The sequence below is a fragment of the Rhodococcus opacus B4 genome, assembly GCF_000010805.1.
GTDB classification, from domain to species: Bacteria; Actinomycetota; Actinomycetes; order Mycobacteriales; family Mycobacteriaceae; genus Rhodococcus_F; species Rhodococcus_F opacus_C.
In genome coordinates this window covers 947,116-970,810 of record NC_012522.1, presented here as the reverse complement: position 1 = coordinate 970,810, position 23,695 = coordinate 947,116, and the positions used below count along the sequence as shown (strand labels likewise).

Annotated in this window: 25 protein-coding genes, 1 tRNA gene and 1 other RNA gene; 13 read left to right on the top strand and 14 right to left on the bottom strand. The window is 68.4% G+C overall.

Annotated elements, in window-relative coordinates:
• Nucleotides 1-66: 66 nt before the first annotated feature.
• Nucleotides 67-882, top strand: coding sequence for a serine hydrolase domain-containing protein (locus ROP_RS04515; protein ID WP_012688163.1), 816 nt, complete (start codon nt 67-69; stop codon nt 880-882).
• Between the two features lie 128 nt (nt 883-1,010).
• Nucleotides 1,011-1,520 carry a DUF3145 domain-containing protein gene (locus ROP_RS04510; protein WP_012688162.1) on the top strand — a complete coding sequence of 170 codons (510 nt, stop codon included), beginning with the start codon at nt 1,011-1,013 and terminating at the stop codon, nt 1,518-1,520.
• A gap of 69 nt (nt 1,521-1,589) precedes the next feature.
• Here the strand turns inward: ROP_RS04510 and ROP_RS04505 are convergent, their stop codons facing one another.
• The 6 genes from ROP_RS04505 to aceE all read right to left on the bottom strand — a co-directional run bounded on the left by ROP_RS04505 (nt 1,590) and on the right by aceE (nt 10,042).
• A complete protein-coding gene (locus ROP_RS04505) occupies nt 1,590-3,023 on the bottom strand; it encodes an acyl-CoA carboxylase subunit beta (protein ID WP_012688161.1) in 1,434 nt (477 codons plus the stop codon).
• A 94-nt stretch (nt 3,024-3,117) separates the two neighbouring features.
• Nucleotides 3,118-4,368, bottom strand: coding sequence for a KasA/KasB family beta-ketoacyl-ACP synthase (locus ROP_RS04500; RefSeq protein WP_012688160.1), 1,251 nt, complete (start codon nt 4,366-4,368; stop codon nt 3,118-3,120).
• A gap of 8 nt (nt 4,369-4,376) precedes the next feature.
• A complete protein-coding gene (gene acpM / locus ROP_RS04495) occupies nt 4,377-4,688 on the bottom strand; it encodes a meromycolate extension acyl carrier protein AcpM (protein ID WP_005247839.1) in 312 nt (103 codons plus the stop codon).
• 106 nt (nt 4,689-4,794) lie between these two features.
• On the bottom strand, nt 4,795-5,712 hold the full coding sequence (locus ROP_RS04490; protein ID WP_012688159.1) for an ACP S-malonyltransferase: 918 nt from the start codon (nt 5,710-5,712) through the stop codon (nt 4,795-4,797).
• 127 nt (nt 5,713-5,839) lie between these two features.
• The gene (locus ROP_RS04485) at nt 5,840-7,111 is read right to left on the bottom strand and encodes a PucR family transcriptional regulator (protein ID WP_012688158.1); all 1,272 of its coding nucleotides are present in this window, start codon (nt 7,109-7,111) and stop codon (nt 5,840-5,842) included.
• Nucleotides 7,112-7,186: 75 nt separating this feature from the next.
• The gene (gene aceE / locus ROP_RS04480) at nt 7,187-10,042 is read right to left on the bottom strand and encodes a pyruvate dehydrogenase (acetyl-transferring), homodimeric type (RefSeq protein ID WP_043824219.1); all 2,856 of its coding nucleotides are present in this window, start codon (nt 10,040-10,042) and stop codon (nt 7,187-7,189) included.
• Nucleotides 10,043-10,266: 224 nt separating this feature from the next.
• Here aceE and ROP_RS04475 point away from each other — a divergent pair, with 224 nt between their 5' ends.
• The 4 genes from ROP_RS04475 to ROP_RS04460 all read left to right on the top strand — a co-directional run bounded on the left by ROP_RS04475 (nt 10,267) and on the right by ROP_RS04460 (nt 12,009).
• Nucleotides 10,267-10,803, top strand: a complete 537-nt coding sequence (locus ROP_RS04475) for a hypothetical protein (RefSeq protein ID WP_012688156.1) — start codon at nt 10,267-10,269, stop codon at nt 10,801-10,803.
• 168 nt (nt 10,804-10,971) lie between these two features.
• A complete protein-coding gene (locus ROP_RS04470) occupies nt 10,972-11,397 on the top strand; it encodes a DUF3052 domain-containing protein (protein WP_012688155.1) in 426 nt (141 codons plus the stop codon).
• 43 nt (nt 11,398-11,440) lie between these two features.
• Nucleotides 11,441-11,905, top strand: a complete 465-nt coding sequence (locus tag ROP_RS04465) for a peroxiredoxin (protein ID WP_012688154.1) — start codon at nt 11,441-11,443, stop codon at nt 11,903-11,905.
• A gap of 32 nt (nt 11,906-11,937) precedes the next feature.
• Nucleotides 11,938-12,009 (top strand) — tRNA-Val (locus tag ROP_RS04460).
• Nucleotides 12,010-12,062: 53 nt separating this feature from the next.
• Here the strand turns inward: ROP_RS04460 and ROP_RS04455 are convergent.
• The 3 genes from ROP_RS04455 to ROP_RS04445 all read right to left on the bottom strand — a co-directional run bounded on the left by ROP_RS04455 (nt 12,063) and on the right by ROP_RS04445 (nt 13,185).
• On the bottom strand, nt 12,063-12,332 hold the full coding sequence (locus tag ROP_RS04455; protein WP_012688153.1) for a hypothetical protein: 270 nt from the start codon (nt 12,330-12,332) through the stop codon (nt 12,063-12,065).
• A gap of 32 nt (nt 12,333-12,364) precedes the next feature.
• Nucleotides 12,365-12,556, bottom strand: a complete 192-nt coding sequence (locus ROP_RS04450; RefSeq protein ID WP_012688152.1) for a hypothetical protein — start codon at nt 12,554-12,556, stop codon at nt 12,365-12,367.
• 266 nt (nt 12,557-12,822) lie between these two features.
• Entirely contained in the window at nt 12,823-13,185 is a 363-nt protein-coding gene (locus ROP_RS04445) for a DUF5655 domain-containing protein (protein WP_012688151.1), read from the bottom strand.
• A 49-nt stretch (nt 13,186-13,234) separates the two neighbouring features.
• Here ROP_RS04445 and ROP_RS04440 point away from each other — a divergent pair, with 49 nt between their 5' ends.
• Nucleotides 13,235-14,218, top strand: a complete 984-nt coding sequence (locus ROP_RS04440; RefSeq protein ID WP_012688150.1) for a cobalamin biosynthesis protein — start codon at nt 13,235-13,237, stop codon at nt 14,216-14,218.
• Here ROP_RS04440 and ROP_RS04435 read toward each other — a convergent pair.
• Genes ROP_RS04435 through ROP_RS04425 form a run of 3 tightly spaced genes read right to left on the bottom strand, consistent with a single transcriptional unit; the run spans nt 14,159 to nt 16,233 of the window.
• Complete coding sequence (locus ROP_RS04435; RefSeq protein ID WP_012688149.1) at nt 14,159-15,040, bottom strand: SURF1 family cytochrome oxidase biogenesis protein; 882 nt, start codon at nt 15,038-15,040, stop codon at nt 14,159-14,161. The genes ROP_RS04440 and ROP_RS04435 overlap by 60 nt on opposite strands.
• A gap of 43 nt (nt 15,041-15,083) precedes the next feature.
• Nucleotides 15,084-15,557, bottom strand: coding sequence for a low molecular weight protein-tyrosine-phosphatase (locus tag ROP_RS04430; RefSeq protein WP_012688148.1), 474 nt, complete (start codon nt 15,555-15,557; stop codon nt 15,084-15,086).
• Nucleotides 15,544-16,233 (bottom strand): HAD hydrolase-like protein, encoded by a 690-nt coding sequence (locus tag ROP_RS04425; protein WP_012688147.1) that lies wholly within the window; start codon nt 16,231-16,233, stop codon nt 15,544-15,546. Before ROP_RS04425 ends, ROP_RS04430 begins: the two co-directional genes overlap by 14 nt.
• 26 nt (nt 16,234-16,259) lie before the next feature.
• Between ROP_RS04425 and cobC the strand changes: the two genes are divergently transcribed.
• The 4 genes from cobC (at nt 16,260) to ROP_RS04405 (ending at nt 20,373) form a co-directional block, all read left to right on the top strand.
• Nucleotides 16,260-17,297, top strand: a complete 1,038-nt coding sequence (gene cobC / locus ROP_RS04420) for an Rv2231c family pyridoxal phosphate-dependent protein CobC (protein WP_269454474.1) — start codon at nt 16,260-16,262, stop codon at nt 17,295-17,297.
• Complete coding sequence (locus ROP_RS04415; RefSeq protein ID WP_012688145.1) at nt 17,294-18,433, top strand: Nif3-like dinuclear metal center hexameric protein; 1,140 nt, start codon at nt 17,294-17,296, stop codon at nt 18,431-18,433. Before cobC ends, ROP_RS04415 begins: the two co-directional genes overlap by 4 nt.
• A gap of 99 nt (nt 18,434-18,532) precedes the next feature.
• The gene (locus tag ROP_RS04410; protein WP_012688144.1) at nt 18,533-19,270 is read left to right on the top strand and encodes a zinc ribbon domain-containing protein; all 738 of its coding nucleotides are present in this window, start codon (nt 18,533-18,535) and stop codon (nt 19,268-19,270) included.
• Nucleotides 19,267-20,373, top strand: a complete 1,107-nt coding sequence (locus tag ROP_RS04405) for a bifunctional RNase H/acid phosphatase (protein WP_012688143.1) — start codon at nt 19,267-19,269, stop codon at nt 20,371-20,373. Before ROP_RS04410 ends, ROP_RS04405 begins: the two co-directional genes overlap by 4 nt.
• Nucleotides 20,374-20,380: 7 nt before the next feature.
• Here ROP_RS04405 and ROP_RS04400 read toward each other — a convergent pair whose 3' ends face one another.
• Both ROP_RS04400 and ROP_RS04395 read right to left on the bottom strand, forming a co-directional pair.
• The gene (locus ROP_RS04400) at nt 20,381-21,631 is read right to left on the bottom strand and encodes an SLC13 family permease (protein ID WP_012688142.1); all 1,251 of its coding nucleotides are present in this window, start codon (nt 21,629-21,631) and stop codon (nt 20,381-20,383) included.
• A 7-nt stretch (nt 21,632-21,638) separates the two neighbouring features.
• Nucleotides 21,639-22,190 carry a DUF1697 domain-containing protein gene (locus tag ROP_RS04395; protein WP_012688141.1) on the bottom strand — a complete coding sequence of 184 codons (552 nt, stop codon included), beginning with the start codon at nt 22,188-22,190 and terminating at the stop codon, nt 21,639-21,641.
• A 36-nt stretch (nt 22,191-22,226) separates the two neighbouring features.
• Here ROP_RS04395 and rnpB point away from each other — a divergent pair.
• Nucleotides 22,227-22,664: RNase P RNA component class A (gene rnpB, locus ROP_RS40615), an RNA gene on the top strand.
• Between the two features lie 224 nt (nt 22,665-22,888).
• A complete protein-coding gene (locus ROP_RS04390) occupies nt 22,889-23,692 on the top strand; it encodes an alpha/beta fold hydrolase (protein ID WP_012688140.1) in 804 nt (267 codons plus the stop codon).
• Nucleotides 23,693-23,695: the final 3 nt, after the last annotated feature.

The following is a 23,695-nucleotide window of genomic DNA, read 5'->3' as shown; positions in this document are numbered from 1 at the left end:
CTCGCCGCAGTCGTGTCTGTGCGGCTCGCCGCAGCAGACCACGGGTGGCTCTCGTAGTCTGACCGGGTGCAGAGTCTCGATCAGATCGCCCGATGGCCCGTCGACAACGCTGCGGCAGTGGTCCTGTCGCGAGACGACGGGGTGATCGGCGAGTACGGCGACCAGCAGCGCGTCTTCCCGCTGGCCTCGGTGACCAAACTGCTCTGCGCGTACGCAGTCCTGGTGGCCACCGAGGAGGGGGCCGTCGAACTCGATCAACCCGCGGGCCCGGAAGGCTCGACGGTGCGTCATCTCCTGGCGCACGCGTCGGGCCTCGCCTTCGACACAGACCGGGTGCAGACGGCACCGGGGCGCAAGCGGATCTACTCGAGTGCCGGCTACGAGGTGCTCGCCGACTTCCTCACCGCCGAGACGTCGATCGACTTCGCCGACTACGTGGCGGAATCCGTGTTCGCACCGCTGTCGATGAGCGCGTCCGCTCTGGTCGGGCCCGCCGGCCACGGCGCGCGGGCGTCGGCGGGAGATCTCGGCCGCTTCGCCGCCGAACTGTTCCGCCCGGCGCTCATTTCGTCGCAGACGTTCGCGGATGCCACTTCGGTGCAATTCCCCGGACTGGACGGGATTCTGCCCGGATACGGCTCACAGCGTCCCAACGACTGGGGTCTGGGATTCGAGATCCGGTCGGGCAAGAGCCCGCACTGGACGGGCACGGGCAACTCGCCGCAGACGTTCGGCCACTTCGGACAGTCCGGCACGTTCCTCTGGGTCGATCCGGCCGCGGGACTGGCGTGCGTCGCGTTGACGGACCGGGACTTCGGCGACTGGGCCAAGCCCGTGTGGACCGGGCTGAGCGACGGTATTCTCTCGGAACGCGAGAGGTGATGACACACCGATTGCTCGAATCACTGGCGCAACACAGGCATCACAGGGCACACTGGTCAACCGAGCGTGCTGCACACACCGACTGAGGCCGTTGGGGAAGACGTCCCTCGTCGAAGCAGGAGGCTCGAGTGCGCGCATTGAATCAGTTCGCGGACGTGACGGCTGGTGTTGTCTACATCCACTCGTCGCCAGCTGCGTTGTGCCCCCATATCGAATGGGCGCTGACCGCGACCCTCGACTGCCGAGCGAACCTGAAATGGACCTCGCAGCCGGCCTCCAACGGCGTCCTGCGCGCGACCACCAACTGGGTGGGGCCCGTCGGCACCGCCTCGCGGCTGGTCAATGCGCTCCGCGCCTGGCCGATGCTGCGCTTCGAGGTCACCGAGGACGCCAGCGAGGGCGTGGACGGCGAACGGTTCAGCCACGTGCCCGGCATGGGTCTGTGGCACGGATCCACCAGCGCGAACGGCGATGTCGTCGTGGGGGAGATGCGTCTGCGGGCACTGATGGAGGCGGGTGGTGACATCGCCGCCGAACTGGACTACGCCCTCGGAACCGCTTGGGACGAGGCGCTCGAGCCGTTCCGCAGCGGCGGAGAAGGTGCCGAGGTCACCTGGCTGCGCCGGGACGTCGGCTGACACCTGCTCACGGACGCGAAAAGGCCCCCACCGTCGACGGTGGGGGCCTTCTCTCGATCAGCGCTCAGATCACAGCGGGATGTTCTTGTGGTCGCCGCGGGTGGAGGGGGCGGCGGCGAGGGCTGCGGTGACGACACTGCGCGTCTTGGCCGGGTCGATCTCCTCGTCCACCACACCGATCGCGACGGCGCGGTCGACGCCGCCGGCGATGCTCTCGTGCTCGACGGCCAGGCGCTCGTGCAGGGCCTCCCGCTCTTCTTCGGGTGCTGCGGCGAGGGCCCGCTTGTGCAGGATGCCCACGGCCGCCTTGGCGCCCATGACTGCGACCTCGGCGTCGGGCCACGCGTAGACGGCGGTGGCGCCGAGAGCGCGGGAGTTCATGGCGATGTAGGCGCCGCCGTAGATCTTGCGGGTCACGACCGTCACCCGGGGCACGGTCGCCTCGGCGAACGCGTGGAGCAGCTTGGCTCCGCGGCGCACGACGCCTTCCCATTCCATGCTCACCCCGGGGAGGTATCCGGGGACGTCCACGACCACGACCAGTGGGATGCCGAACGCGTTGCACAGCCGGACGAAGCGAGCCGACTTCTCGGCGCTCTCAGAGTTCAGGCACCCACCCAGGCGGAGCGGGTTGTTGGCGATGACGCCGACGGTGCGGCCGCCGAGGCGTCCGAGGCCGGTGACGATGCTGCGGGCGTAATTGCCCTGCAGTTCCTCGAAACTCGACTCACCCTCGACGTTGTCGAGAAGTTCGTGAACGATCGGGCGGACGTCGTAGGCGCGCTTCGCCGACTCCGGCATGAGCGCGCGGAGATCGGTATCGCCGTGCGCGGCCGCGGCCTGATCGAACTCGCCCTGCTCGCAGAACATGGACACCAGGCGGCGCGCCCGGTGCAGAGCGTCACCCTCGTCGTGGGCGGCGATGTGCGCCACACCCGACTTCTTCGTGTGCGTGTCGGGGCCGCCGAGCGACATCATGTCGACCTGCTCGCCGGTGACGCTGCGGACCACGTCGGGTCCGGTGACGAACACGCGGGCCTCGGGCGCCATGATGACGACGTCGGTCAACGCGGGACCGTATGCCGCACCACCGGCCGCGAAGCCGAGGACGACGGAAATCTGGGGGACGCGGCCGGACGCGCGGACCATGGCCTCGAAGACCAGTCCGACGGCGTGCAGGGCCTCGACGCCCTCGGCGAGACGCGCGCCACCCGAGTGCCAGAGCCCGACGATGGGGGCATCTTCCTCGAGGGCGGTATCGATCGCCGTCACGATGTGCTTGCAGCCCTCGACGCCCATGGCACCGCCCATGACGGTGGCATCGGAGCAATAGGCGATGGTGCGGACACCGTCGATGTTGCCGGACGCGGCCAGCACGCCGGATTTGTCACGCGGATGGAGCGGGACGACCGTCCCGGCGTCGAACAGCTTCTCCAGGCGCGCAAGGGGATCGCGCGGATCGATCGATGCATCGGACTTCGTCGCGGGTGCCAGGATTGTCATCGCGTCCTCCTCTGTAGCGGCCCTCGTGGGCTGTCGATGGGTGGAGACCCCTTCAGCGAAGGGGTCTCCACCCGCGATCTAGCAGGACCGGCTGTCAGGCCCGGCCGAAGGCGAGCGCGACGTTGTGCCCACCGAAACCAAACGAGTTGTTGATCGCGAAATCGATCTCGCCGTAACGGGCTTCGCCCTTGACGACATCCAGGTCGATCTCTGGATCCTGATTCTCGAGATTCAGCGTGGGCGGAATGACTCCGTCACGCAGACTCAGGACCGTGAGCACCGCCTCGAGCGCACCGACGGCGCCGATCGAGTGCCCCAACGCGGACTTCGGTGCGTACACCGCAGCATGGTTGCCGACGGCAGCCTTGATGGCGTTCGCCTCGGCGGTGTCACCGATCGGCGTGGCCGTGGCGTGCGCGTTGATGTGCTGGATGTCCTTCTTCGTCAATCCAGCAGTCTCGATCGCCCTCGTCATGGCCCGCGCAGCGCCCGAACCCGAGGGGTCGGGAGCGACGATGTGGAACCCGTCGGAGGTGATCCCCGCGCCCAACAGGCGGGCGTGGATGGTGGCACCGCGCGCCTTGGCGTGCTCCTCGGTTTCGAGGACCATCATCGCTCCGGCCTCACCGAACACGAAGCCGTCGCGATCCTTGTCGAACGGCCGTGAAGCCGCCTTCGGATCGTCGTTGCGGGTGCTCAGTGCGCGCATCATCGCGAAACTCGCGATCGGCACGGCGTCGAGATAACCCTCCACACCACCGGCGACGATGATGTCGGCGTCGCCCATCACCAGCATGCGGTACGCATGGGCGATGGCCTCGGAACCCGAGGAGCAGGCCGACACGGGAGTGATCACTCCGGCGCGGGCCCCCAGCTCGAGTCCGACGGTGGCCGACGGACCGTTGGGCATCACCATCTGGACGGCAAACGGCGACACCTTGCGGTAGCCACCGGCCTTCATCTTGTCGACGGCGTCGATCAGAGCCTCGCCGCCGCCGAGCCCGGTGCCGATCACGACGCCGAGGCGATCCTTGTCGACCTCGGGGCTGCCGGCGTTCTCCCAGACCTGACGGCCCAGGACGAGTGCCAGCCGCTCGACGAAGCTCATCCGCCGGATCTCGACCCGGGACAGCGACTCGTCGGGCGACACCTTCAGCTTGCCGCCGATCGTCACCGGAAGTTCGTTCTCCGTGACGAAGGCTTCCTGGATGGTGTCGATGCCGCTCTCGCCGGCCAACAGGCCCTTCCACGTGGCATCCACGTCACCAGCGATCGACGTCGTAGCCGCGAGGCTGGTGACGACGATGTTGGGGAACTGTCTCCCGTTGGTCGAGGCGGAAGTCACGGCTGAGCTCACTCCTCGTCGTTCTTGGCAGCTTCGAGCTTGGCCTTGACGGCCTCCGCGTCGGCGCCACCTTCTGCTTCGAGCTTCTGGATGTAGGACACGGCGTCACCGACGGTGCGCAGTCCGGCGAGATCCTCGTCGGGGATCTTCACGCCGTACTTGTCCTCGGTCTGGACGGCGATCTCAACCATGGAGAGGGAGTCGATGTCGAGGTCGTCGACGAAAGACTTTTCGATGGTCACCTCGGACGGCTCAATACCGGTGACCTCCTCGATGATCTCCGCGAGTCCGGCGATGATGTCTTCCTGGGTGGCGGCCACTGAGTGGCTCCCTTCTGATTCGATGTAGATGTATCTGGAGTTGTGCAGGCACGTCCCCATCGGCCGCGCCTGCGGGCCCTGCACGCACCGAGGTGCGCGCAGCAAACTAGCCGAGTTCTGTCAGTTCGGCTAGCGCGGAGATATCCCCCGGGGTCTTGAGTGCCAGTGTCGGCGTGCCGCGCATTTCACGCTTGGCGATACCGACCAGGGTTCCAGCTGGTGGAAGTTCCGCGATCGCCGAGACCTGAGCGGTCCGCAGGCTCGCGGTACACAGGTCCCAACGCACAGGTCGGGTTACCTGCGCGGCCAGCTTAGTCAGTGCGTCGGCGCCGGATGCGACCGGTGCGCCGTCGGCGTTGGAGAGCAGAGTGCGGGTGGGTTCACCCGGTGTGATCTTGGACGCAGCCTCGGTGACGGCCTCCTGGGCGGGAGCCATGAACCGGGTGTGGAACGCGCCCGCGACGGGCAGTGCGCGCACCCGCGCCTTCTCCGGCGGAGCGGAGGCGAGTTCCTCGAGCGCCGACAGCAGGCCAGCCGCGACGATCTGGCCCGCGGCGTTGCGGTTGGCCGGTTCGAGGCCCAGTTCGTCGAGTCGGGCGAGCACCTCGGCCTCGTCGCCCCCGAGGACCGCGGACATGCCGGTCGGTTCGAGTGCGCAGGCCTTGGCCATCTCCGCACCGCGGACCGCGGCGAGCGCGACGGCGTCGTCGGCGGAGAGGACCCCGGCGACAACGGCCGCGGCGAGTTCACCGACGGAGTGCCCGGCCGCGATGGTGTCTGCGGGAACCAGGCCACGCGCGTCGAGTTCCTCGAACGCGAGGATCGCGGCGGCCACGACGAGGGGCTGGGTCACCGACGTGTCGGTGATCTCCTCCGCCGTTGCGGTGGTACCGAGACGAACGAGGTCGAGGCCGGCAGCCTTCGACCACAGTGCGACACGGTCATGAGAACCCGGCAGCTCCAACCAAGGGATGAGCATGCCGGGAGTCTGAGAGCCCTGACCCGGGGCGAGCAACGAAATCACTCTTCAAGAGAACACCGTCAACCGCGTGCCGCGAGATGTCGTTGCGAATGAACCTTCGTCGGCGGATTTGTTGGGTTCCCACAAAATTGCACGTGGGCTCCGCGCATCGAATCTGGACAGGCGTTCGTTACAGCCCTGCTTCTCCGAATGGGAAGGGTGTGACTGGTGTTAAACGTGATATGGGTTCGTTATGGGAATGTGTCAATCGGCCTACTGTGGCAGCCACTCTGAGCACATACGCATCCCGCGGATTCGTCGGATCGCGCCCCGTGACTTCGGCGATTCTCTTCAGTCGATACCGCACAGTATTTGGATGAACAAACAGCTGCCGGGCGCAAGTCTCAACCGCACCTCCACAGTCGAGATACGCGTCCAAAGTGTCGGTGAGAACACCTCCGGCGGCCGCCAGCGGAGCGACCAGATGGTCGTTGAGGGCGGTGACTGCGGCGTTGTCTCCGAGCAGTGCCCGCTCGGGTAACAACTCGGCCGCATGGACGGGCCGGGGGGCGCCCCGCCACCCGGCGACCGCCTGCATCGCGGCGAGCGCCTCGACGGCGCTGAAGTGGGCCGCGCCGAGCGTCGGCGTGGTCGGTCCGATGATCACCGGCTCGTCCGAGAACTTGCCGAGCAGGTCGGTCATGAAACTCGAGTGCCCCGACCCCTCCTGCAGTTCGCCGCTGACGACCATCACCAGGCGCGAACCCTGCACCACGGCGAGCGCGGCGCGGCCGTGCCGCTGCGCGATGGTGTGGACGGTGCCGACGACGGAGACCCGTTCGTCCTCGGGGGGCGTGCCGACGATGACCGTGGCGGGAGCGGTGGCGTCCCAGTTGAGGGTCGCCGCCCGCGACAACATGTCGGATCCGGTGTCGCCGCGGACCACCGCGTCGACCACGAGGGCCTCGAGCCGGGTGTCCCAGGCGCCGCGCGACTCGGCGGCACTGGCGTACACGGAGGCGGCGGCGAAACCCAGTTCGCGGCCGTAGCGCAGCACGGCCTCGGTGAGCGCGATCAGCTGCTGGTCGTTACGGGCGAGCGCCGGCAGCCACTGCTCGAAGAACTCCATCGCCACCCGCACCATGTCCACCGTCTGGCTGAGGGTGAGCCTGCGTGCCAGATCCTGCGGAATCACCTGGAACGCGTCCAGGCTGAACCGGATGTCACTGTCCGGGTTCTTCAGCCACTCGAGGAAGTTGACCACCGCGGTCTGGACCAGCAACTGCACGTTGGAACGCTGAGCGGCGTCGAGGTCGTCGAAGAACGGCAGTTGATCCTGCATCGTCGTGACGGCCTCGGTCGAGAGGCGCCCGGAGAACTGTTTGACGCGACGCAACAGTGCGTCGGGCAACGGGTCCCGGGTTTGTCGTCTGCGGGAGACCAGCGGACTCTGCTCGACCATGAACAAGAACCTACGCCCACCGCCGCCCGTGTTGTCCGACGGACACACGGGCGGCGGTGGGTGAGGATGTCGGCGTTATGCGCTTCCGGTGTCCGTGTAGGAGACGGCGGCGGCGCGGACGTCGTCGATGCGGTACTTCGTGGCGGCGTCGACGGCCTTGGAGCGGTCGAGGGTGCCTTCGCCGGCGAGGGCGGACAGGACGGCGACGACGATGGATTCGGCGTCGACGTTGAAGTACCGGCGGGCGGCGGGGCGGGTGTCGGAGAATCCGAATCCGTCGGTGCCGAGGGTGGTGTACGAGCCGGGCACCCACTGCCGGATCTGGTCGGCGACGGCGCGCATCCAGTCGGAGGCGGCGACGAACGGGCCGGCCGCATCCGAGAGGGCCTGGGTGACGTAGGGCAGCGGGGCGTCGGTGCCGGGGTCGCGCAGGGCCTGGCGTTCGGATTCGATGCCGTCGCGGCGCAGTTCACCCCAGGAGGTGACCGACCACACGTCGGCGGCCACACCCCACTCGTCGGCGAGCATCTGCTGCGCCCGCAGCCCGTCGGGCATGGTGACCCCGGAGACCAGGATCTGCGCCTTCGGACCCGATGCCTCGGACTTTTTGAACAGGTACATGCCCTTGAGCAGGCCCTGAACGTTCAGGTTCTCGGGTTCGGCGGGTTGGGTGTAGGGCTCGTTGTAGAGGGTGATGTAGTAGAAGATGTCCTCGCCACCGAACCCGTCGACGCCGTCGGTGCCGCCGTACATCCGGCGCAGCCCGTCCTTGACGATGTGCGCGAGTTCGTAGGAGAACGACGGATCGTAGGCCACGGCCGCCGGGTTGGTGGAGGCCAGCAGCAGCGAATGCCCGTCGGCGTGCTGCAACCCTTCCCCGGTGAGGGTGGTCCGGCCGGCGGTGGCGCCGAGGACGAAGCCGCGGGCCATCTGATCGGCGGCGGCCCACAGGCCGTCGCCGGTGCGCTGGAACCCGAACATCGAGTAGAAGATGTACAGCGGGATCATCGGCTCCCCGTGCGTGGCATAGGAGGTGCCGACCGCGGTGAACGAGGCCGTCGAGCCGGCCTCGTTGATGCCCTCGTGCAGGATCTGCCCGATCTCGGACTCCTTGTACGCCAGCATCAGCTCCGCATCGACCGCCGTGTACAGCTGCCCGTTGCGGTTGTAGATCTTCAAGGACGGGAACCAGGAGTCCATCCCGAAGGTGCGGGCCTCGTCCGGGATGATCGGCACGATCCGCTTCCCGATCTCCTTGTCCCGCAGCAACTCCTTCATGATCCGCACCAACGCCATGGTGGTCGCGACCTGCTGCTTGCCGGAGCCCTTGCGGACCACGTCGTAGGTCGAGTCCGCCGGCTGCGGCAACGGCTGCGGGGAGGTGCGCCGCTCGGGCAGGAACCCACCCAACGCCTTACGCCGGTCGAGCATGTACCGGATCTCCGGGGCGTCGGGGCCGGGGTGGTAGTACGGCGGCATCTTCGGGTCCCGCTCCAACTCTGCGTCGGAGATCGGGATCCGCTGCAGATCCCGGAAATTCTTCAGATCGTCGAGGGTCAGCTTCTTCATCTGGTGGGTGGCGTTGCGGCCCTCGAAGTGCTTGCCGAGGGTGTAGCCCTTGATGGTGTGCGCCAGGATGACCGTGGGCTGGCCCTTGTGCGCCATCGCCGCCGCGTACGCCGCATAGATCTTGCGGTAATCATGCCCGCCGCGTTTGAGGTTCCAGATGTCCCGATCGGACAGGTTCGCGACCAGTTCCTTGGTCCGCGGGTCGCGGCCGAAGAAGTGCTCCCGCACATACCCGCCGTCGTTGGCCTTGTACGTCTGGTAGTCGCCGTCCGGGGTGACGTTCATCAGGTTGACCAGGGCGCCGTCCCGGTCCGCGTGCAGCAACGCGTCCCACTCCCGGCCCCAGACCACCTTGATCACGTTCCAGCCGGCGCCGCGGAAGAACGACTCCAACTCCTGGATGATCTTGCCGTTGCCGCGGACCGGGCCGTCGAGGCGCTGCAGGTTGCAGTTCACCACAAACGTCAGGTTGTCCAGGCCTTCGGTGGCGGCGACGTGCGCGAGGCCGCGGGATTCGGGTTCGTCCATCTCCCCGTCCCCCAAAAACGCCCACACGTGTTGGTCGGCGGTGTCCTTGATGCCGCGGTCGTGCAGGTAGTGGTTGAACCGCGCTTGGTAGATCGCGTTCATCGGGCCCAGGCCCATCGACACGGTCGGGAATTCCCAGAAATCCGGGAGCAGCCGCGGGTGCGGGTACGACGGCAACCCGCCACCGGAATCGGTGTGCGAGTGTTCCTGCCGGAACCCGTCCATCCGCTCCGCCGGGATCCGCCCCTCCAAAAACGCGCGGGCATAGATGCCGGGGGAGGCGTGGCCCTGGATGAAGATCTGATCCCCACCCCCGGGATGGTCCTTGCCGCGGAAGAAGTGGTTGAACCCCACCTCGTACAGGGCGGCCGAGGAGGCGTACGTGGAGATGTGGCCGCCGACCCCGACGCCGGGGCGCTGCGCGCGGGTCACCATCACCGCCGCGTTCCACCGGATGAACGCCCGATACCGGCGCTCGACCTCCTCATCACCCGGGAACCACGGCTCGTTCTCCGTCGGGATGGTGTTCACATAATCGGTCGACGTCAACGCCGGCAGAGCGACGTGCTTCTCCCCGGCCCGCTCGAGCATCCGCAACATCAGATACCGGGCACGAGTCGGACCCGAACGGTCCAACAAACCATCGAACGACTCCAACCACTCCGTCGTCTCATCCGGATCGATATCCGGCAGATACGACGCAACACCCTCACGGATGACGCGCACGCGTCCGTCGGAACCCGGGGTCGCACTGGGGTTGGAAGGTTGGGCCGCTCCGGCGCCGGGTGTGGCGGAATCCGGTTGAGACGCGGGTCCCTGGATCAGGTCTGACAACGTTGCTCCTCATTGTGGTGGGACGCGCGGTGTGGCGTCCTCTCCATGTGATCGCGGCCTTGTTAGGCCCGATCCATCTCCTTTATGAATATGGCGCGACCCTCATCTTTCCCCATTGCGGCGCGGTCGGCACACTGTGCTCGGGTTACTCTTCGGTAGCGTTTGCGCAGATCCGGGGGCGAATGTTGAATTTATCGATGTCGTCGAAAACATGGGGGAGACGAATGCGCACGTCGTCGCGCCGCTGGGGGCTGCTGAGTGCTGCCGCGGCGGCGATCGTCGGTGCCGGCGTCATCGCCGGATGTGGCGGCGCGATCGAGGGGACCGCGCAGCAGAACGATTCCCAGGCCGCCGAGTACGCAGCCGAAGCGACGTCCTCCTCGGTGGCCGCGTCGTCCTCGCAGAAGGCCGCGGACGAGCGGGAGGCGCTCGTGGAGCAGTGCACGATGTTCGTGACCCGGGCCGGCGAGACGATCGACACCTACAACACGTTCATCGACGCCGCCAACGCCGAGGCCGCGGACACCGGCGCGAAAGCGAGCGCCGCGGCGGCGGCACTCCGGTCGGCAGCGGACGGCGCGAACGCCGCGACGCCCGCACTTCCCCCCGACCTGACCGGACTCCTCACCGATTACGCCGACAACTATCGTGAACTCGCGGCCGCCGTCGACAGCGGGCAGCGGGGAGACATTCTGAACACTCTCGCGAGCCGTGGAGACGAGCTCAGCGACTCGATTCGGGCAGCCTGCCCCACATCGTGACTCCCGCACCGTAGGCTCGGACGATGACCGCGCATCACTACATTCTCAGAAAAATTCGCGTGGTCGGCTTGCGCGAAAGCGTCCGAGCATGTTCGCTTTCACCTAATTGATCTTCATCCGGCAGGTGTTCGGGTACCCGAGCACCGTCAACAAAAGGAGGACCCCACCGTGGTCGCCGCGGCGGACGCCCAAAACTACGCTCAGAAACTCGGGATCACTGCCGACATGGCGGTACAGGAACTGGGCTGGGACGAGGACACCGACGACGACCTGCGTGCCGCGGTCGAGGACACCATCGGTGGAGAACTGCTGGACGAGGATTCCGACGAGGTCATCGACGTCGTGCTGCTGTGGTGGCGCGACGAAGACGGAGACCTCGTCGACGCCCTCATGGATGCCATCGGGCCCCTGGCCGACGACGGATTCGTGTGGGTCCTCACCCCCAAGACCGGCCAGCCCGGTCACGTGGAGCCCAGCGAGATCGCCGAGTCCGCACCCACAGCGGGTCTCACCCAGACGTCGGCGGCAAATCTCGGAGACTGGTCGGGAAGCCGTCTGGTTCAGCCGAAGTCGCGTCCCGCGAACAAGCGCTGAGCAGTCTCACCTTTCCCGTTCACTTCACCGAAGGAATCACGTCATGCCGCTCGAGGTGGGCACCACCGCCCCCGATTTCACCCTCAAGGACCAGAACAACCAGGAAGTGACGCTTTCCGACTACCGCGGAAAGAAGAACGTCCTGCTCGTGTTCTACCCCCTCGCGTTCACCGGAACGTGTCAGGGTGAGCTCTGCAAGGTCCGCGACGAACTGCCGAAGTTCGAGAACGACGAGACGGCGATCCTCGCCCTCTCCGTCGGTGCGTCGCCGACCCACAAGATCTGGTCCGCAGAGCAGGGATACACCTTCCCGCTGCTCGCCGACTTCTGGCCGCACGGCGCGGTCGCGCAGCAGTACGGCGTCTTCAACGACAAGCTGGGCTTCGCGAACCGCGGCACCTTCGTCATCGACAAGGAAGGCGTCATCCGGTTCGCCGAGATGAACGGGCCCGGAGAGGCCCGTGACCAGGGAGCTTGGGAGAAAGCGCTCGCCACGCTAGAGTCCTGATGCGCATCCGGCGAGGTTCTCGCCGGATGTTCGGGCGTGTAGCTCAGTGGTAGAGCTCTGGTTTTACACACCAGCGGTCGGGGGTTCGAAACCCTCCGCGCCCACCGTCAGGCAGAGCCCCGATGTGCGTTCGCGCGCACGTCGGGGCTTTCTCGTCTCACTCCTCGGTGAGTTCCGCGAGCTGCTCGGCGGCGGTGATGTTTCCGCTGTCGGCGAGTCGGCGGAGTTCGTCGAGGTCGCCGAGTTCGGTGGCCACTTCGATGAGCTGGTCGGCCGCGTCGGAACTCCCGTTCTCGGCGAGGCGCCGCAGCTCGTCCATGTCGCCGCGCTCGCCGGCGAGTTCGATCAGGATGTCGACCGCCGTCGGGTCACCGTTCTCGGCGCGCTCGCGGAGGGTGGACAGATCGGGTTCGGTCACGTCGTACATCCTCTTCTCGACCCGTGGTGCTGGGACGGATTTCAGGTGCCGTCCCGCGAGGCCGCCGATCCGCGGCGATCGAGTTCGGCCTCGAGTTCGGCGATCCGGCTGGTGACGGTACGCACCGTTCCGCAGCCGTAATCGTTCGCGATCGACTCGCCGAGCAGTGCTCGGTGCTCGCCGAGAAGCGCGAGCAGTTCGTCGTCGCCGAGCTTCGACACGTCGCTGGACACCCTTCGATAGTCCCAGCCGGAGTCGGCGATTCCAATGCCTGACAGAAATTCTCACCGGACGCGCGGAACCCCGCCGGGCCACGTGGGTGTGTTGAGTCAGCACCGAAGATGTGAGCAGGGCGGGGCCGTGCGCCGCCCCTGAATGGGGGGAACGAGGCGGCATTTACCATGGTAGGCGCACGAAAGGGCGCTTGGCGAGATCCTCAGCAGAGTTTCAGGAATCAGACATTCCGACCGGACCGTTTACCCCTCCGGTCGGGCAGCCTCTACCGGGTGCGCGTGCCCGGACCCACCGTGTCGTAGGCCTCCGCGAGGAGCGCGGCCAGTGTGTCGTCGAGTTGATCGCCGGACGTGATCGTCAACCTGTGTGTGATCACCGTCTTCGTGGTGGGAAACGCCTCCCGCAGTTGCGGATGATGGACGCGCCGGCGCAGGTCGAGTGCGATCTCGAGCCGCGACGAATAGATGAACGCGGCAGCGAAGACGCGGGCACGAGCCCACGCGATCTCGGTCCGGTGGACGCGCTCGTCCACCTCGCCGCACGCCAGAACGAGGTCACGGAACTGCAGTAGGCGCTCGGTGGCGTCCGGGTCCTTGCCTGCCAGGTACTCGTCGATCGCGGCACTCATGGGACGCTCCTTTACATCGCCTGCAACGTTAGTTGATACAAATAGCGGCGTGCATCGAACCTCCCGTCCCGCCACGGCGCGCGCCGCAGGCCTGCTTCTCGGTTTCGCCGCCGACCGCGCGTTCGCCGACCCCGCCCGATGGCACCCCGTGGCCGGATTCGGCCGCACCGCAATGGCATTGGAGAAGGTGACGTACCGTGACTCCCGGTCGGCCGGAATCCTGCACGTTGCCGTCCTGGTCGGTGGAGCGGCCGGTCTGGGGGTCGTCGCGGACCGGGTGGCCCGGCGCGGGGGATGGGCGGGCGAGGCGGCCTGGACGGCCGCCGCGACGTGGGCGGTGCTCGGCGGAACGTCCCTCGGGCGGACCGGGGCGAGCATGGCGGCGCACCTCGAAGCGGATGACCTCGCCGCCGCCCGCGCCCTGCTGCCCTCGCTGTGCGGTCGCGACCCCAGCGTGCTCGGCGTCGACGGGCTCACCCGGGCGACGCTGGAGTCGGTGGCTGAGAACACCTCCGATTCCGCGGTCGGCGCCGTCCTGTGGGGCGCGGTGGCCGGCGTCCCTGGACTGTTCGTCTACCGGGCGTCCAACACCCTGGACGCGATGGTCGGTTACCGCTCGCCGAAGTACCGCAACTTCGGATGGGCCGCGGCACGGTGGGACGACGTCCTCAACCTGCTTCCCGCCCGCCTCACGGGTGCGCTGTCCGTCGGGGCCGCGCCGACGGTCGGTGGGTCGCCGAAGGAGGCATGGGCGGCGTGGCGGCGCGACGCGTCCCGGCACCCCAGCCCCAACGCCGGCGTCGCAGAGGCCTGCGCCGCGGGCGCGCTCGGGATCTCGCTGGGCGGGCGCACCGAATACGCGCACGGCGTCGAGATGCGACCCGTGCTCGGATCCGGTCCGTCACCCCGGCCCGTCGATCTCGACCGTGCGGTGCGGCTGTCGACCGCGGTCCAGGCGGGTGCGGTGCTGGTGTCAGCGGCCCTTGCCGTAGCGGTCGGCCAGCTTCGCCTCCGCCGCCGTCCTCGGCGCTGATTCCACCGGCTTATTGCGGGTGAACGGCTTCTTCCGCGCCACGGGAGCGGGAGCGGGGGCGGCGTCGTCGGAGGCTTGCGCGGACTTCTCCTTGCGGCGCTCCCGCCACTCCGCGCGGATGAAGTACGCCAGGCCGAGCGGGGCCATGATGCCGAACGCCAGCCACTGCAATCCGTACGACAGGTACGGGCCGGCGTCGAGCTGCGGGAGCGGAATGGTGCCCAGACCACCGGGCTGATCGGGTTCGAGTTGTATGTACGCGTCGACGAGGCCGGTGCCGATGAAACCGCCGATCTGGCCCGCGTCGATGTAGTACACCTGCCGGAGCCCGTTCTCGTCGATCGGTTCCTTGCCTGCGATGGTGCCCTCGGACTTGCGGACGCGACCGTCGAGGGTCACCGGCCCGGACGGCGGCGGATCCACCGGCGGCGCCTCGGTTCCCTGGATCGGGCGCACGTAGCCGCGGTTGACCAGGATCGTGCGACCGTCGGTCAGTTGCAGCGGGGTCACGACCTCGTACGCGGGCTGCGATTCGATGGACCGCAACCGGACCAGCAGATCACTGTTCTGCACGTACGACCCGGTCGCGGTGACGCGGCGCCACTCGTCGTCCGGATTCGCCGCGGCTCCGGACAGCAGGGTCTCCAGCGGGACGGGTTCGGCGTCGACCGAGTCGGCGATCAGCTGGTTCCGGTGCTCCGTGGACGTGTTCTTGCCGAGCTGCCACGGCGCGAGAACGTAGAAACACATGAAGGCGAATCCGGCGACCACCAAGGCCAACACCAACCAGCCGGGTCGCAACAGAAATCTCAGCCTTCGCACGCCTCCACGGTAGCCGCTCGCAGGTCGGGACCCTGATCGTGGGTTACCGGCTGCGCACCCAGTCGAGCAGCCCGGGCACCGCGGCCTCGATCTGGAGGCGGACCCGTTCGAAGTCCTCGAGGTCCCCGTAGAACGGGTCGGGGACGGACGACGTGTCTGCGTCCGGGTCGAAACTGCGCAGCAGCCGGCGGCGCTCGTCGGGCACACCCATGTGGGCAAGCTCACGGTCGTGGTTGGCCGCGAGAGCGACCACCAGATCGGCACCGAGGTGGAACGGCCCGACCTCCGCGGCCGTGTGGCCCGTCGGATAGCCGTTCAGTTTCAGGGTCTCGTTGGTGCGGATGTCGGCCTCACGGCCCACGTGCCAGCCGTGGGTCCCGGCGCTGCTCACCATCACCCGGTGATCGAGGGCCTCCCGCCGGAGGTGCTCGGCGAAGATCTTCTCGGCCATCGGGGAGCGGCAGATGTTGCCGGTGCACACGAACGTCACGTGCAGCGGGGTGTCAGGCCGCGTCATCGAGCAGCTTCCCGAGCTCGGCGACGGTCTGCGCCGTCGTGTGCGCACGCTCGGCCTCGGCGGGGAACCCGTAACCCCACTCGACGAACACCGCGGGGATGCCCCAGTGCGCGGCGCCGAGGACGTCGTGGTCGCGGTCGCCGATCATCAGGACGTCGGCGGTCTCGCCCTCGGTGGCGATGACCCCCAGGTTTCGCAGCGAGTGGGCGATCACATCCGACTTGGCGCGGCGACTGCCGTCGTCGCTGGCCCCGCCGATGAACTCGAAGTAGTGCGCGAGTTCGAAGTGTTCGAGGATGCGGATCGCGAACCGTTCGGACTTCGACGTCGCCACGGCGAGTCGTCTACCGCTGTCACGGGCGGCGACGAGCACCTTCTCGATGCCGTCGAAAACGGCGTTCTCCGCCCACCCCACACGGTCGTAGCGTTCGAAGTAGGCCGCGATCGCCTGCTGCACGAGGTCTTCGCCCAGCCCCATCGACCGGAACGTGTCGATCATCGGCGGGCCGATGACGGCGTCGATCATCTCGTCGGTCGGTTCCGGCTGACCGATCGTCGCGAGCGCATGGCGGAAGCCGGCGTGGATGCCGGGCGCGGAGTCGGTCAGCGTGCCGTCGAGGTCGAACAGCACGATCGGGGCCGACAGGGCAGAGGGGGAGGTGGAGAGAGACGTCACCGGACCATTGTCCCTTAGGCTCGACAATCGTGGACATTCGTGCCGGTAGCCGGGAGAGCCTGCGTCACCACGGAGACGTGGATGCAGGGCCCGGACTCCTCGATTTCGCAGTCAACGTGCAGGGCGACGGACCACCGGACTGGCTGCGCCACCGCCTCGCCGACGCGCTGGCGCACCTGGGCACGTACCCCACGGTCGCGGCCGATCGCGCGGCCCGGACCGCGGTGGCGTCCCGGCACGGCCGGACACCCGAGGAGGTGCTGCTGCTCGCCGGCGGCGCCGAGGGGTTCTCCCTGCTGCCACGGCTCGGAGTCCGGGAGGCGGCCCTGATCCACCCGTCGTTCACCGAACCGGAGTGGGCGCTGCGGGAGGCGCAGGTTCCCGTCACACACGTCCTGCTCGACGACCCGTACGTCCTGGACTCCGCGACGGTCCCGGAATCGGCGGATCTGGTGGTGATCGGCAACCCGACCAACCCGACGTCGGTGCTGCACCCCGCCGAGGCGATCCTGCGGCTGCGCCGCCCGGGCCGGATCGTCGTCGTGGACGAGGCGTTCATGGACGCGGTCCCGGACGAGGACGAGTCGCTGGCCGGTCGCTCGCTGCCCGACGTGCTGGTGCTCCGCAGTCTCACCAAGACGTGGGCGCTGGCGGGTCTGCGCTGCGGGTACGCGCTCGGGGCCCTCGGGATCCTCGAACGACTGCAGGTGGGACGGGCGCACTGGCCGGTGGGCAGCCTGCAGGTGGAGGCGATCGCCGCGTGCAGCGAACCGCACGCCGTCGCCGCCGCCCGCGACCACGCCGTCGTGCTGGGTGAGTGGCGCGACGACATGATCCGGCGGCTGACCGGGATCGGCGTCGCGGTGCACCGGCCCGCCGCCGCGCCGTTCCTGCTGCTCCGCCTGCCGGACGGCGAACTGATGCGCAAGCACCTGCGGGAACGGGGCATCGCCGTACGCCGCTGCGACACGTTCCCCGGACTCGGTCCGGACTTCCTCCGCATCGCGGTGCGCCCCGCGGAGCAGACCACCGTGCTGATCGACGCGATGAAGGAGATCCTGTGAACCCGGTGCGTCTCGCCGACGTGATCGCAACCCTGGACGCGGCCTACCCGCCCGCACTCGCCGAATCGTGGGACTCCGTCGGACTCGTGTGCGGCGACCCGGGCGACACGGTGGCGACGGTGACGGTCGCGGTCGATCCGACCGCCGCGGTCGTCGACGAGGCCATCGCCGCCGGCGCCGACCTGCTCCTCGTCCACCATCCGCTGCTGCTCCGCGGAGTCGACACCGTCGGCGCCCACACTCCCAAGGGTGCGCTCGTCCACAAGCTGATCAAGGCCGGGTGCGCCCTGTTCACCGCGCACACCAACGCCGATTCCGCGGACCCCGGCGTCTCCGACGCACTGGCGGCGGCGCTCGGGCTCACCGTCACCGGGCCGATCGAGCCGCACCCCACCGAGAACCTCGACAAATGGGTGGTCCTCGTCCCCACCGGCGACGCCGACACGGTGCGCCGCGCGCTGTTCGACGCCGGCGCCGGACAGATCGGCAACTACCGCGACTGCAGCTGGTCCGTCACCGGGCACGGCCAGTTCCTGCCGACCGACGGCGCGAAGCCCACACTCGGCGCGGTCGGGGCGCTCGAACGGGTCGAGGAGAGCCGGGTCGAGGTGATCGCCCCCCGCGGCATCCGGCAGAAGGTGCTCACCGCGATGCGCGCCGCCCACCCGTACGAAGAGGTCGCGTTCGACGTGTTCGAGACGGCGACGTTCCCCGGTCCCCACGGACTCGGACGCGTCGGCGAGCTACCCGAAGCGCTGACGCTGCGCGAGTTCACCGACCGGGTGGCGGACGCGCTGCCCGCCACCACGTGGGGTGTGCGGGCCGCGGGCGACCCCGAAGCGGTGATCCGCACCGTCGCCGTGTGCGGTGGGTCGGGCGACTCGTTCCTCGACGCCGTCGCCCGCCTCGGTGTGGACGCGTACGTCACAGCCGACCTGCGACACCACCCGGCCGACGAGCACCTGCGCGCCGGAGGCCCGGCCCTGATCGACGTCGCGCACTGGGCGAGCGAGCAACCGTGGTGCGAACAGGCGAAGGGCGTGCTCGACACCGCGTTCGCGCACACACCGGAGTGGCAGGTGCGGGTGTCGGCGGTGCGCACCGATCCGTGGTCGGTCAGCGCGCCGTCGCCGTAGCGCCGTCCGGCCGAAACCCGTGATGCGCCGGGGTACGGTTGACACCCAGCAATCGGCCGCAGAAGAACCCTTCACAGAAGACAGCAGGAGTTACCACGCGTGAACGTCGAACCACAGGTGCAGTCCAAGCTTCTCGACCTCGCCGGCGTCGATGCGGAGCTGTCGAGGATCGCCCACCGACGCACCGCGCTCCCGGAGCGTCAGGAAGTCGAGCGGCTCGAGGCGGAGCGTGTCACCCGGAAGGACGCGGCCGTGGCCGTGGAGATCATCCTCGACGATCTCGATCGCGACATCCGCAAGCTCGAAGGCGAGGTCGACGCCGTCCGCCAGCGTGAGGACCGCGACCGCAAGCTGCTCGAGAGCGGCACGGTCGGATCGAAGCAGCTCACCGAACTCGAACACGAACTCGGCAGCCTCGTCCGCAGGCAGGGACTGCTCGAGGACGAACTGCTCGAGGTGATGGAGCGACGCGAGGCGTCGCAGTCCGACCACGACCACGCCGGTGCACAGCTGTCGCAGATCGAGGAAGACCTCATCGACGCGTCCCGCCGCCGCGACGACGCCGTCGCCGACCTGGACGCCGCGGAGCAGCGCTGCACCCGGGACCGGGCGGCGCTCGCCGAACAGTTCCCCGCCGACCTGATCACCGTCTACGAGAAGCAGCGCAGCCAGAACGGCGTCGGCGCGGCACTGCTGCAGGCCCGCCGCTGCGGTGCGTGCCGCATCGAACTGGACCGCGGCGAAATCTCTCGCATCACCGGCACCGCACCCGACGTCGTCGTGCGCTGCTCCGAGTGCGGCGCGATCCTGGTGCGCACCAAGGAGTCGGGTCTGTGAGTGTCGGTCGGGTCGTCGTCGAGGCCGACGGCGGGTCGCGCGGCAATCCCGGGCCCGCGGGCTACGGCACCGTGGTGTTCGCCGCCGCCGACGGCGCGGTTCTGGCCGAGCGCAAGGAAAGCCTCGGGACCGTCACGAACAACGTCGCCGAATACCGGGGCCTGATCGCCGGGCTCGAGGCCGCCGCCGAAGTCGGTGCGTCCGGGGTGGATGTGCGGATGGACTCCAAACTGGTGGTCGAGCAGATGTCGGGACGCTGGAAGGTCAAGCACCCGGACATGATTCCGCTGCAGCGCCGGGCGTCGGAACTCGCCCGGCAGTTCAACTCTGTGACGTACACCTGGATCCCACGGGCCGAGAACGCGCACGCCGACCGCCTCGCCAACGAGGCCATGGACGGTGCCGCCGGCCTGTCCGGAGCCGAACCGGAACCGGCCGCCGTTCAGTCGGACAAGTCCACCCCCGCGGCGCCGGGCTGGATGGACACGACGGGCGCCCCGACCCGGATGCTGCTGCTCCGGCACGGGCAGACCGTGCTGTCCGTCGACCGGCGGTACTCGGGCCGCGGGAACCCGGCTCTCACCGAGATCGGGCTGGCCCAGGCGAACGGCGCGGCCTCGCGTTTCGCGGGCAACGACGGCATCGCGGCCGTGGTGTCGTCACCGCTGAGGCGCGCGCAGCAGACCGCCGCGGCGGCTGCGAAGGCGCTCGGGCTCCCGGTCACCGTGCACGAGGGCCTCACCGAAACCGACTTCGGCGAGTGGGAGGGCCTCACGTTCAGGGAGGCCGCCGATCGCGACCCCGAACTGCACCGCAAGTGGTTGTCGGACACGTCGGTGCGACCGCCGGCGGGGGAGAGCTTCGACGAGGTCCGCGAGCGGATCGTAAAGGTCCGCGACGACCTCACCGCCAGCTACGCCGGCTCCACTATCCTCGTCGTCACGCACGTGACCCCCATCAAGACCCTGCTGCAACTGGCGCTCGACGCGGGACCCTCGCTGCTGTACCGGCTGCACCTGGATCTGGCGTCGCTGAGCATCGCCGAGTTCTACCCGGACGGCGGCTCGTCCGTTCGGCTGGTCAACGACACCTCCCACCTGTGAGTACTTGTTAACCGCCCGCGGTTGAGAAGTACTCACAGGCCCAGAGGGCAACGACCGCCGCGAGCAAGGTGAGCGGCGTGGTGACCAGCGCGAGAATCGTGAAGGTCCACAGATCCGCGGGCGATCCGGCTCGCGCGGCCACCCGCCGCCACAGCATGATCGCGAGCGACCCCACGTAGGTGAGGTTGGGGCCGAGGTTCACCCCGAGCAGCATCGCCAGGACGAGGGCCGTCGGGGGGTGAGGTCCGAGCGCCGCCAGCAGGAGCAGCGTGGCGGGCAGGTTGTTCACCAGATTCGCGGCGACCGCCGCGACGACGGCCATCGCCAGCAGCGCCGCGAACGAGGTGTCGGTCGGCAGCCGCGCAGCGATCCAGTCGCCGATCGGACCGTTCGCGACGCCGGCGACGACGACGCCGAGCACCAGCACGAACGCGCAGAACCACACGTCGACCGCGTACAGGATGCGGCCGAAATCGGTCCGGCCGTCGCGGAGCGCGACGACGCCCAGCACGATCGCCCCCGCCGCCGCCACCCACGCCGGCGCGACCCCTGCGAAGCCGGACACCGCGAAACCCAGGAGTGTTGCGGCGATGATCGTCAGCGCGACGGTCGGTGCGGGTGGATCGCGGGCCGGTTCCGGTTCGGCGTCGGGGGGAACCAGGTGGCGGCGGAAGAAGATCCGGAACAGGATCAGTTCGACGAAAATCGCCACCGCCCAGGGCAGCGCCATGACGACGGTGAAATGCAGGAAGGTCAGCCCGGTCGCCGAGAACGCGATGAGGTTGGTGAGATTGGAGACCGGTAGCAAGGTCGACGCCGTGTTCGACAGGTGAGCGCTGGCGTACGAATGCGGCCGCGGATCCATCCGCAGCGAGCGGGCCGTCGCGATCACGGCGGGCGTCAGCAGCACGACCGTCGCGTCGAGGCTCAGCACCGCGGTCGTGAGTGCCGCGGCTCCGAACACGAGCGTCAGCAACCTCTTCGGATCTCCGCGTGCCCCGCGCCGCAGCCGGGCCGCGATCCAGGTGAACACACCCATCGCGTCGGCGAGGTGCGCGAGAACGAGGATCGCGGCGAGGAACCCGACGGTCGGGGCCATTTCGGTCACTTCGTCCCGGGCCTGCGACGGTGTCACCAGCCCGGTCGCGAGGACGACGACGGCGGCCGGTGCGGCCGCGACGATCTCGGGAAGCTTGCGGGGACGCACGACCGCGAAGACGAGGACCGCGGCGACGAGCGCCACCGCGAGAACGGTCACCGGCGACTCACTTCAGGAGCTTGACGAGGGTGCGCAGGTTCCGGGTGGTGGTGGAGGCCTTCAGCTTGGCGGAGCCGGTGCTCTTGCCGAACGTGCTCTTCAATGTCATGCCCCGCTCGACCTCCCAGTACAGGACACCGGCACCGGCCTGGATTCGTTCGACCTCCGGGTCGAGGTCGTCCCGGATCCGCAGCAGCGAGTCCAGGACCTCGGGGTCGGGGGTGACCAGCACGTACGGGTGCCAGCCTTCTCGCTCCGGGTCGAACGGGTAGTCGTCGACGATCTTCCGGATGGTGTCGAGGTCGAGGACGAAAACCCAGGCTTCGTAATGGAAGTCGGCGCGCAGCGCGGATTCGATCTCACTCTTCAGGGCGGGGACGTCGTCACGGTCGGCATCGAAGAGCACGTTGCCCGACGCGAGGACGGTCTTCACGTTCTCGAATCCCAGCTCGGCGAAGGTGCTGCGGAGGTCGGCCATCTTGATGTTGATGCCGCCCACGTTGATACCGCGCAGGAGGGCGGCGTATCGGGTCATGCTCAGACCATAGTGCGGCGGCACGACACGTTCGCACGAACTGTAGGCTGATCGGGCGGACGAGTTGGCCGGGCGGCCGCGGCACGGGGAACCGGCACATCAGTGCGCAGGCCCCGGGTCGAGGAAAGTCCGGACTCCACAGAGCAGGGCGGTTGTTAACGGCAACCCGAGGTGACTCGCGGGACAGTGCCACAGAAAACAGACCGCCGGCGCCGCATCCTCCGGGGTGCGGTGCCGGTCAGGGTGAAACGGTGCGGTAAGAGCGCACCAGCACCCCGGGTGACCGGGGTGGCTAGGTAAACCCCGCCCGGAGCAAGGTTGAAGGCCGCATCGGATCCTCCGGGACCCGGTGCGGCTGCGCAGGTGTTCGAGGGCTGCTCGCCCGAGCCTGCGGGTGAACCGCTCGAGGTACCCGGCGACGGTGTGCCCAGATGGATGGTCGCCACCCGGCGCTTCGGCGCTCGGGGACAGGATCCGGCTTACACGCCAACTCGTCCGCCTCATTACTGCTGCGGGATCCGTCGGCATGTGGCTGGAGACCAGGTCACGGCCCTGACTGGCGAGTAACAAACAGACCGGTTAGTGTTTTTCCCGCATCGGCCCGACTGACCCGAATCGGGGTCGATGCCGGGGCCCGTCGTCCACGTCCGTGGGCGATGGGGCCCCTCGCCGACCATGTCGGGAACGGTAGATGTTACTCGTAATAGCGGTAACATCTGCCCATGGACTTGCCTCACGACATCGCCGGCTCCGGCCCCACCCTGGTACTCGTGCACGGAATCGTGCATCGCAGGCAGGCCTGGAACGTCCTGCTCGACCAGCTGACACCGTACCGCCGGGTGGTCACCGTCGACCTTCCCGGCCACGGCGAATCGTCCGCGCTCGAAGACGGCGCGGACACGATGGACCAACTGGTCGAGGAACTGAGCGGGTTCGTCCGCTCCGTGACGCCCGCCGGGGAACGGCCGCACATTGCCGGGAACTCGCTCGGCGGCTGGCTCTCGCTCGCTCTCGCCGCCCGCGGCGAGGTCGCGTCGGCCACCGCCCTGTCACCGGCCGGTTTCTTCGTCAATCACGCCGATCAGGCCCGCACCATGTACACGTTCCGGGCTCTGCGCGGAGTCACCCGGGCGCTGGGCCCGAACCTTCCGAAGGCGTTGCGATACCGAGCCGTCCGCTATCCCTCACTCGCCGCCTTCTTCGCGCGGCCCAGTCGGGTGCGCTACGAGGACGCCGTGGTAGACGCGCAGTCGCTGGCCACGAATGCCCTGGTCGACAAGGGGATGACGGCCTCGTTCGACCTCCCGCCGGTCGTCGACGCGACAGTTCCTGTCACCGTGGCGTGGGGGCGGCGAGACCTGGTTCTGCCCGTGTATCAGGCGCGCCGGGTGCGCAGAGTGTTCCCGCAGGCGCGGATCCTGATCCTGCCCGGCATCGGGCACGTCCCGATGACCGACGACCCGAACCTGATCAGCACGATCCTGCTCGGCGGCAGCGCGGCGAGTTCCAGCGACTCCCCGCGCTGACCT

Coding starts and splice junctions, on each gene's coding strand:
- ROP_RS04430 (WP_012688148.1), bottom strand. CDS start 15,557: ATGACGCGGCCTGACACCCCGCTGCACGTGACGTTCGTGTGCACCGGC.
- ROP_RS04465 (WP_012688154.1), top strand. CDS start 11,441: ATGCCGCTCGAGGTGGGCACCACCGCCCCCGATTTCACCCTCAAGGAC.
- ROP_RS04505 (WP_012688161.1), bottom strand. CDS start 3,023: ATGACAATCCTGGCACCCGCGACGAAGTCCGATGCATCGATCGATCCG.
- ROP_RS04390 (WP_012688140.1), top strand. CDS start 22,889: ATGGACTTGCCTCACGACATCGCCGGCTCCGGCCCCACCCTGGTACTC.
- ROP_RS04485 (WP_012688158.1), bottom strand. CDS start 7,111: ATGGTCGAGCAGAGTCCGCTGGTCTCCCGCAGACGACAAACCCGGGAC.
- ROP_RS04445 (WP_012688151.1), bottom strand. CDS start 13,185: ATGAGTGCCGCGATCGACGAGTACCTGGCAGGCAAGGACCCGGACGCC.
- ROP_RS04455 (WP_012688153.1), bottom strand. CDS start 12,332: ATGTACGACGTGACCGAACCCGATCTGTCCACCCTCCGCGAGCGCGCC.
- ROP_RS04475 (WP_012688156.1), top strand. CDS start 10,267: ATGCGCACGTCGTCGCGCCGCTGGGGGCTGCTGAGTGCTGCCGCGGCG.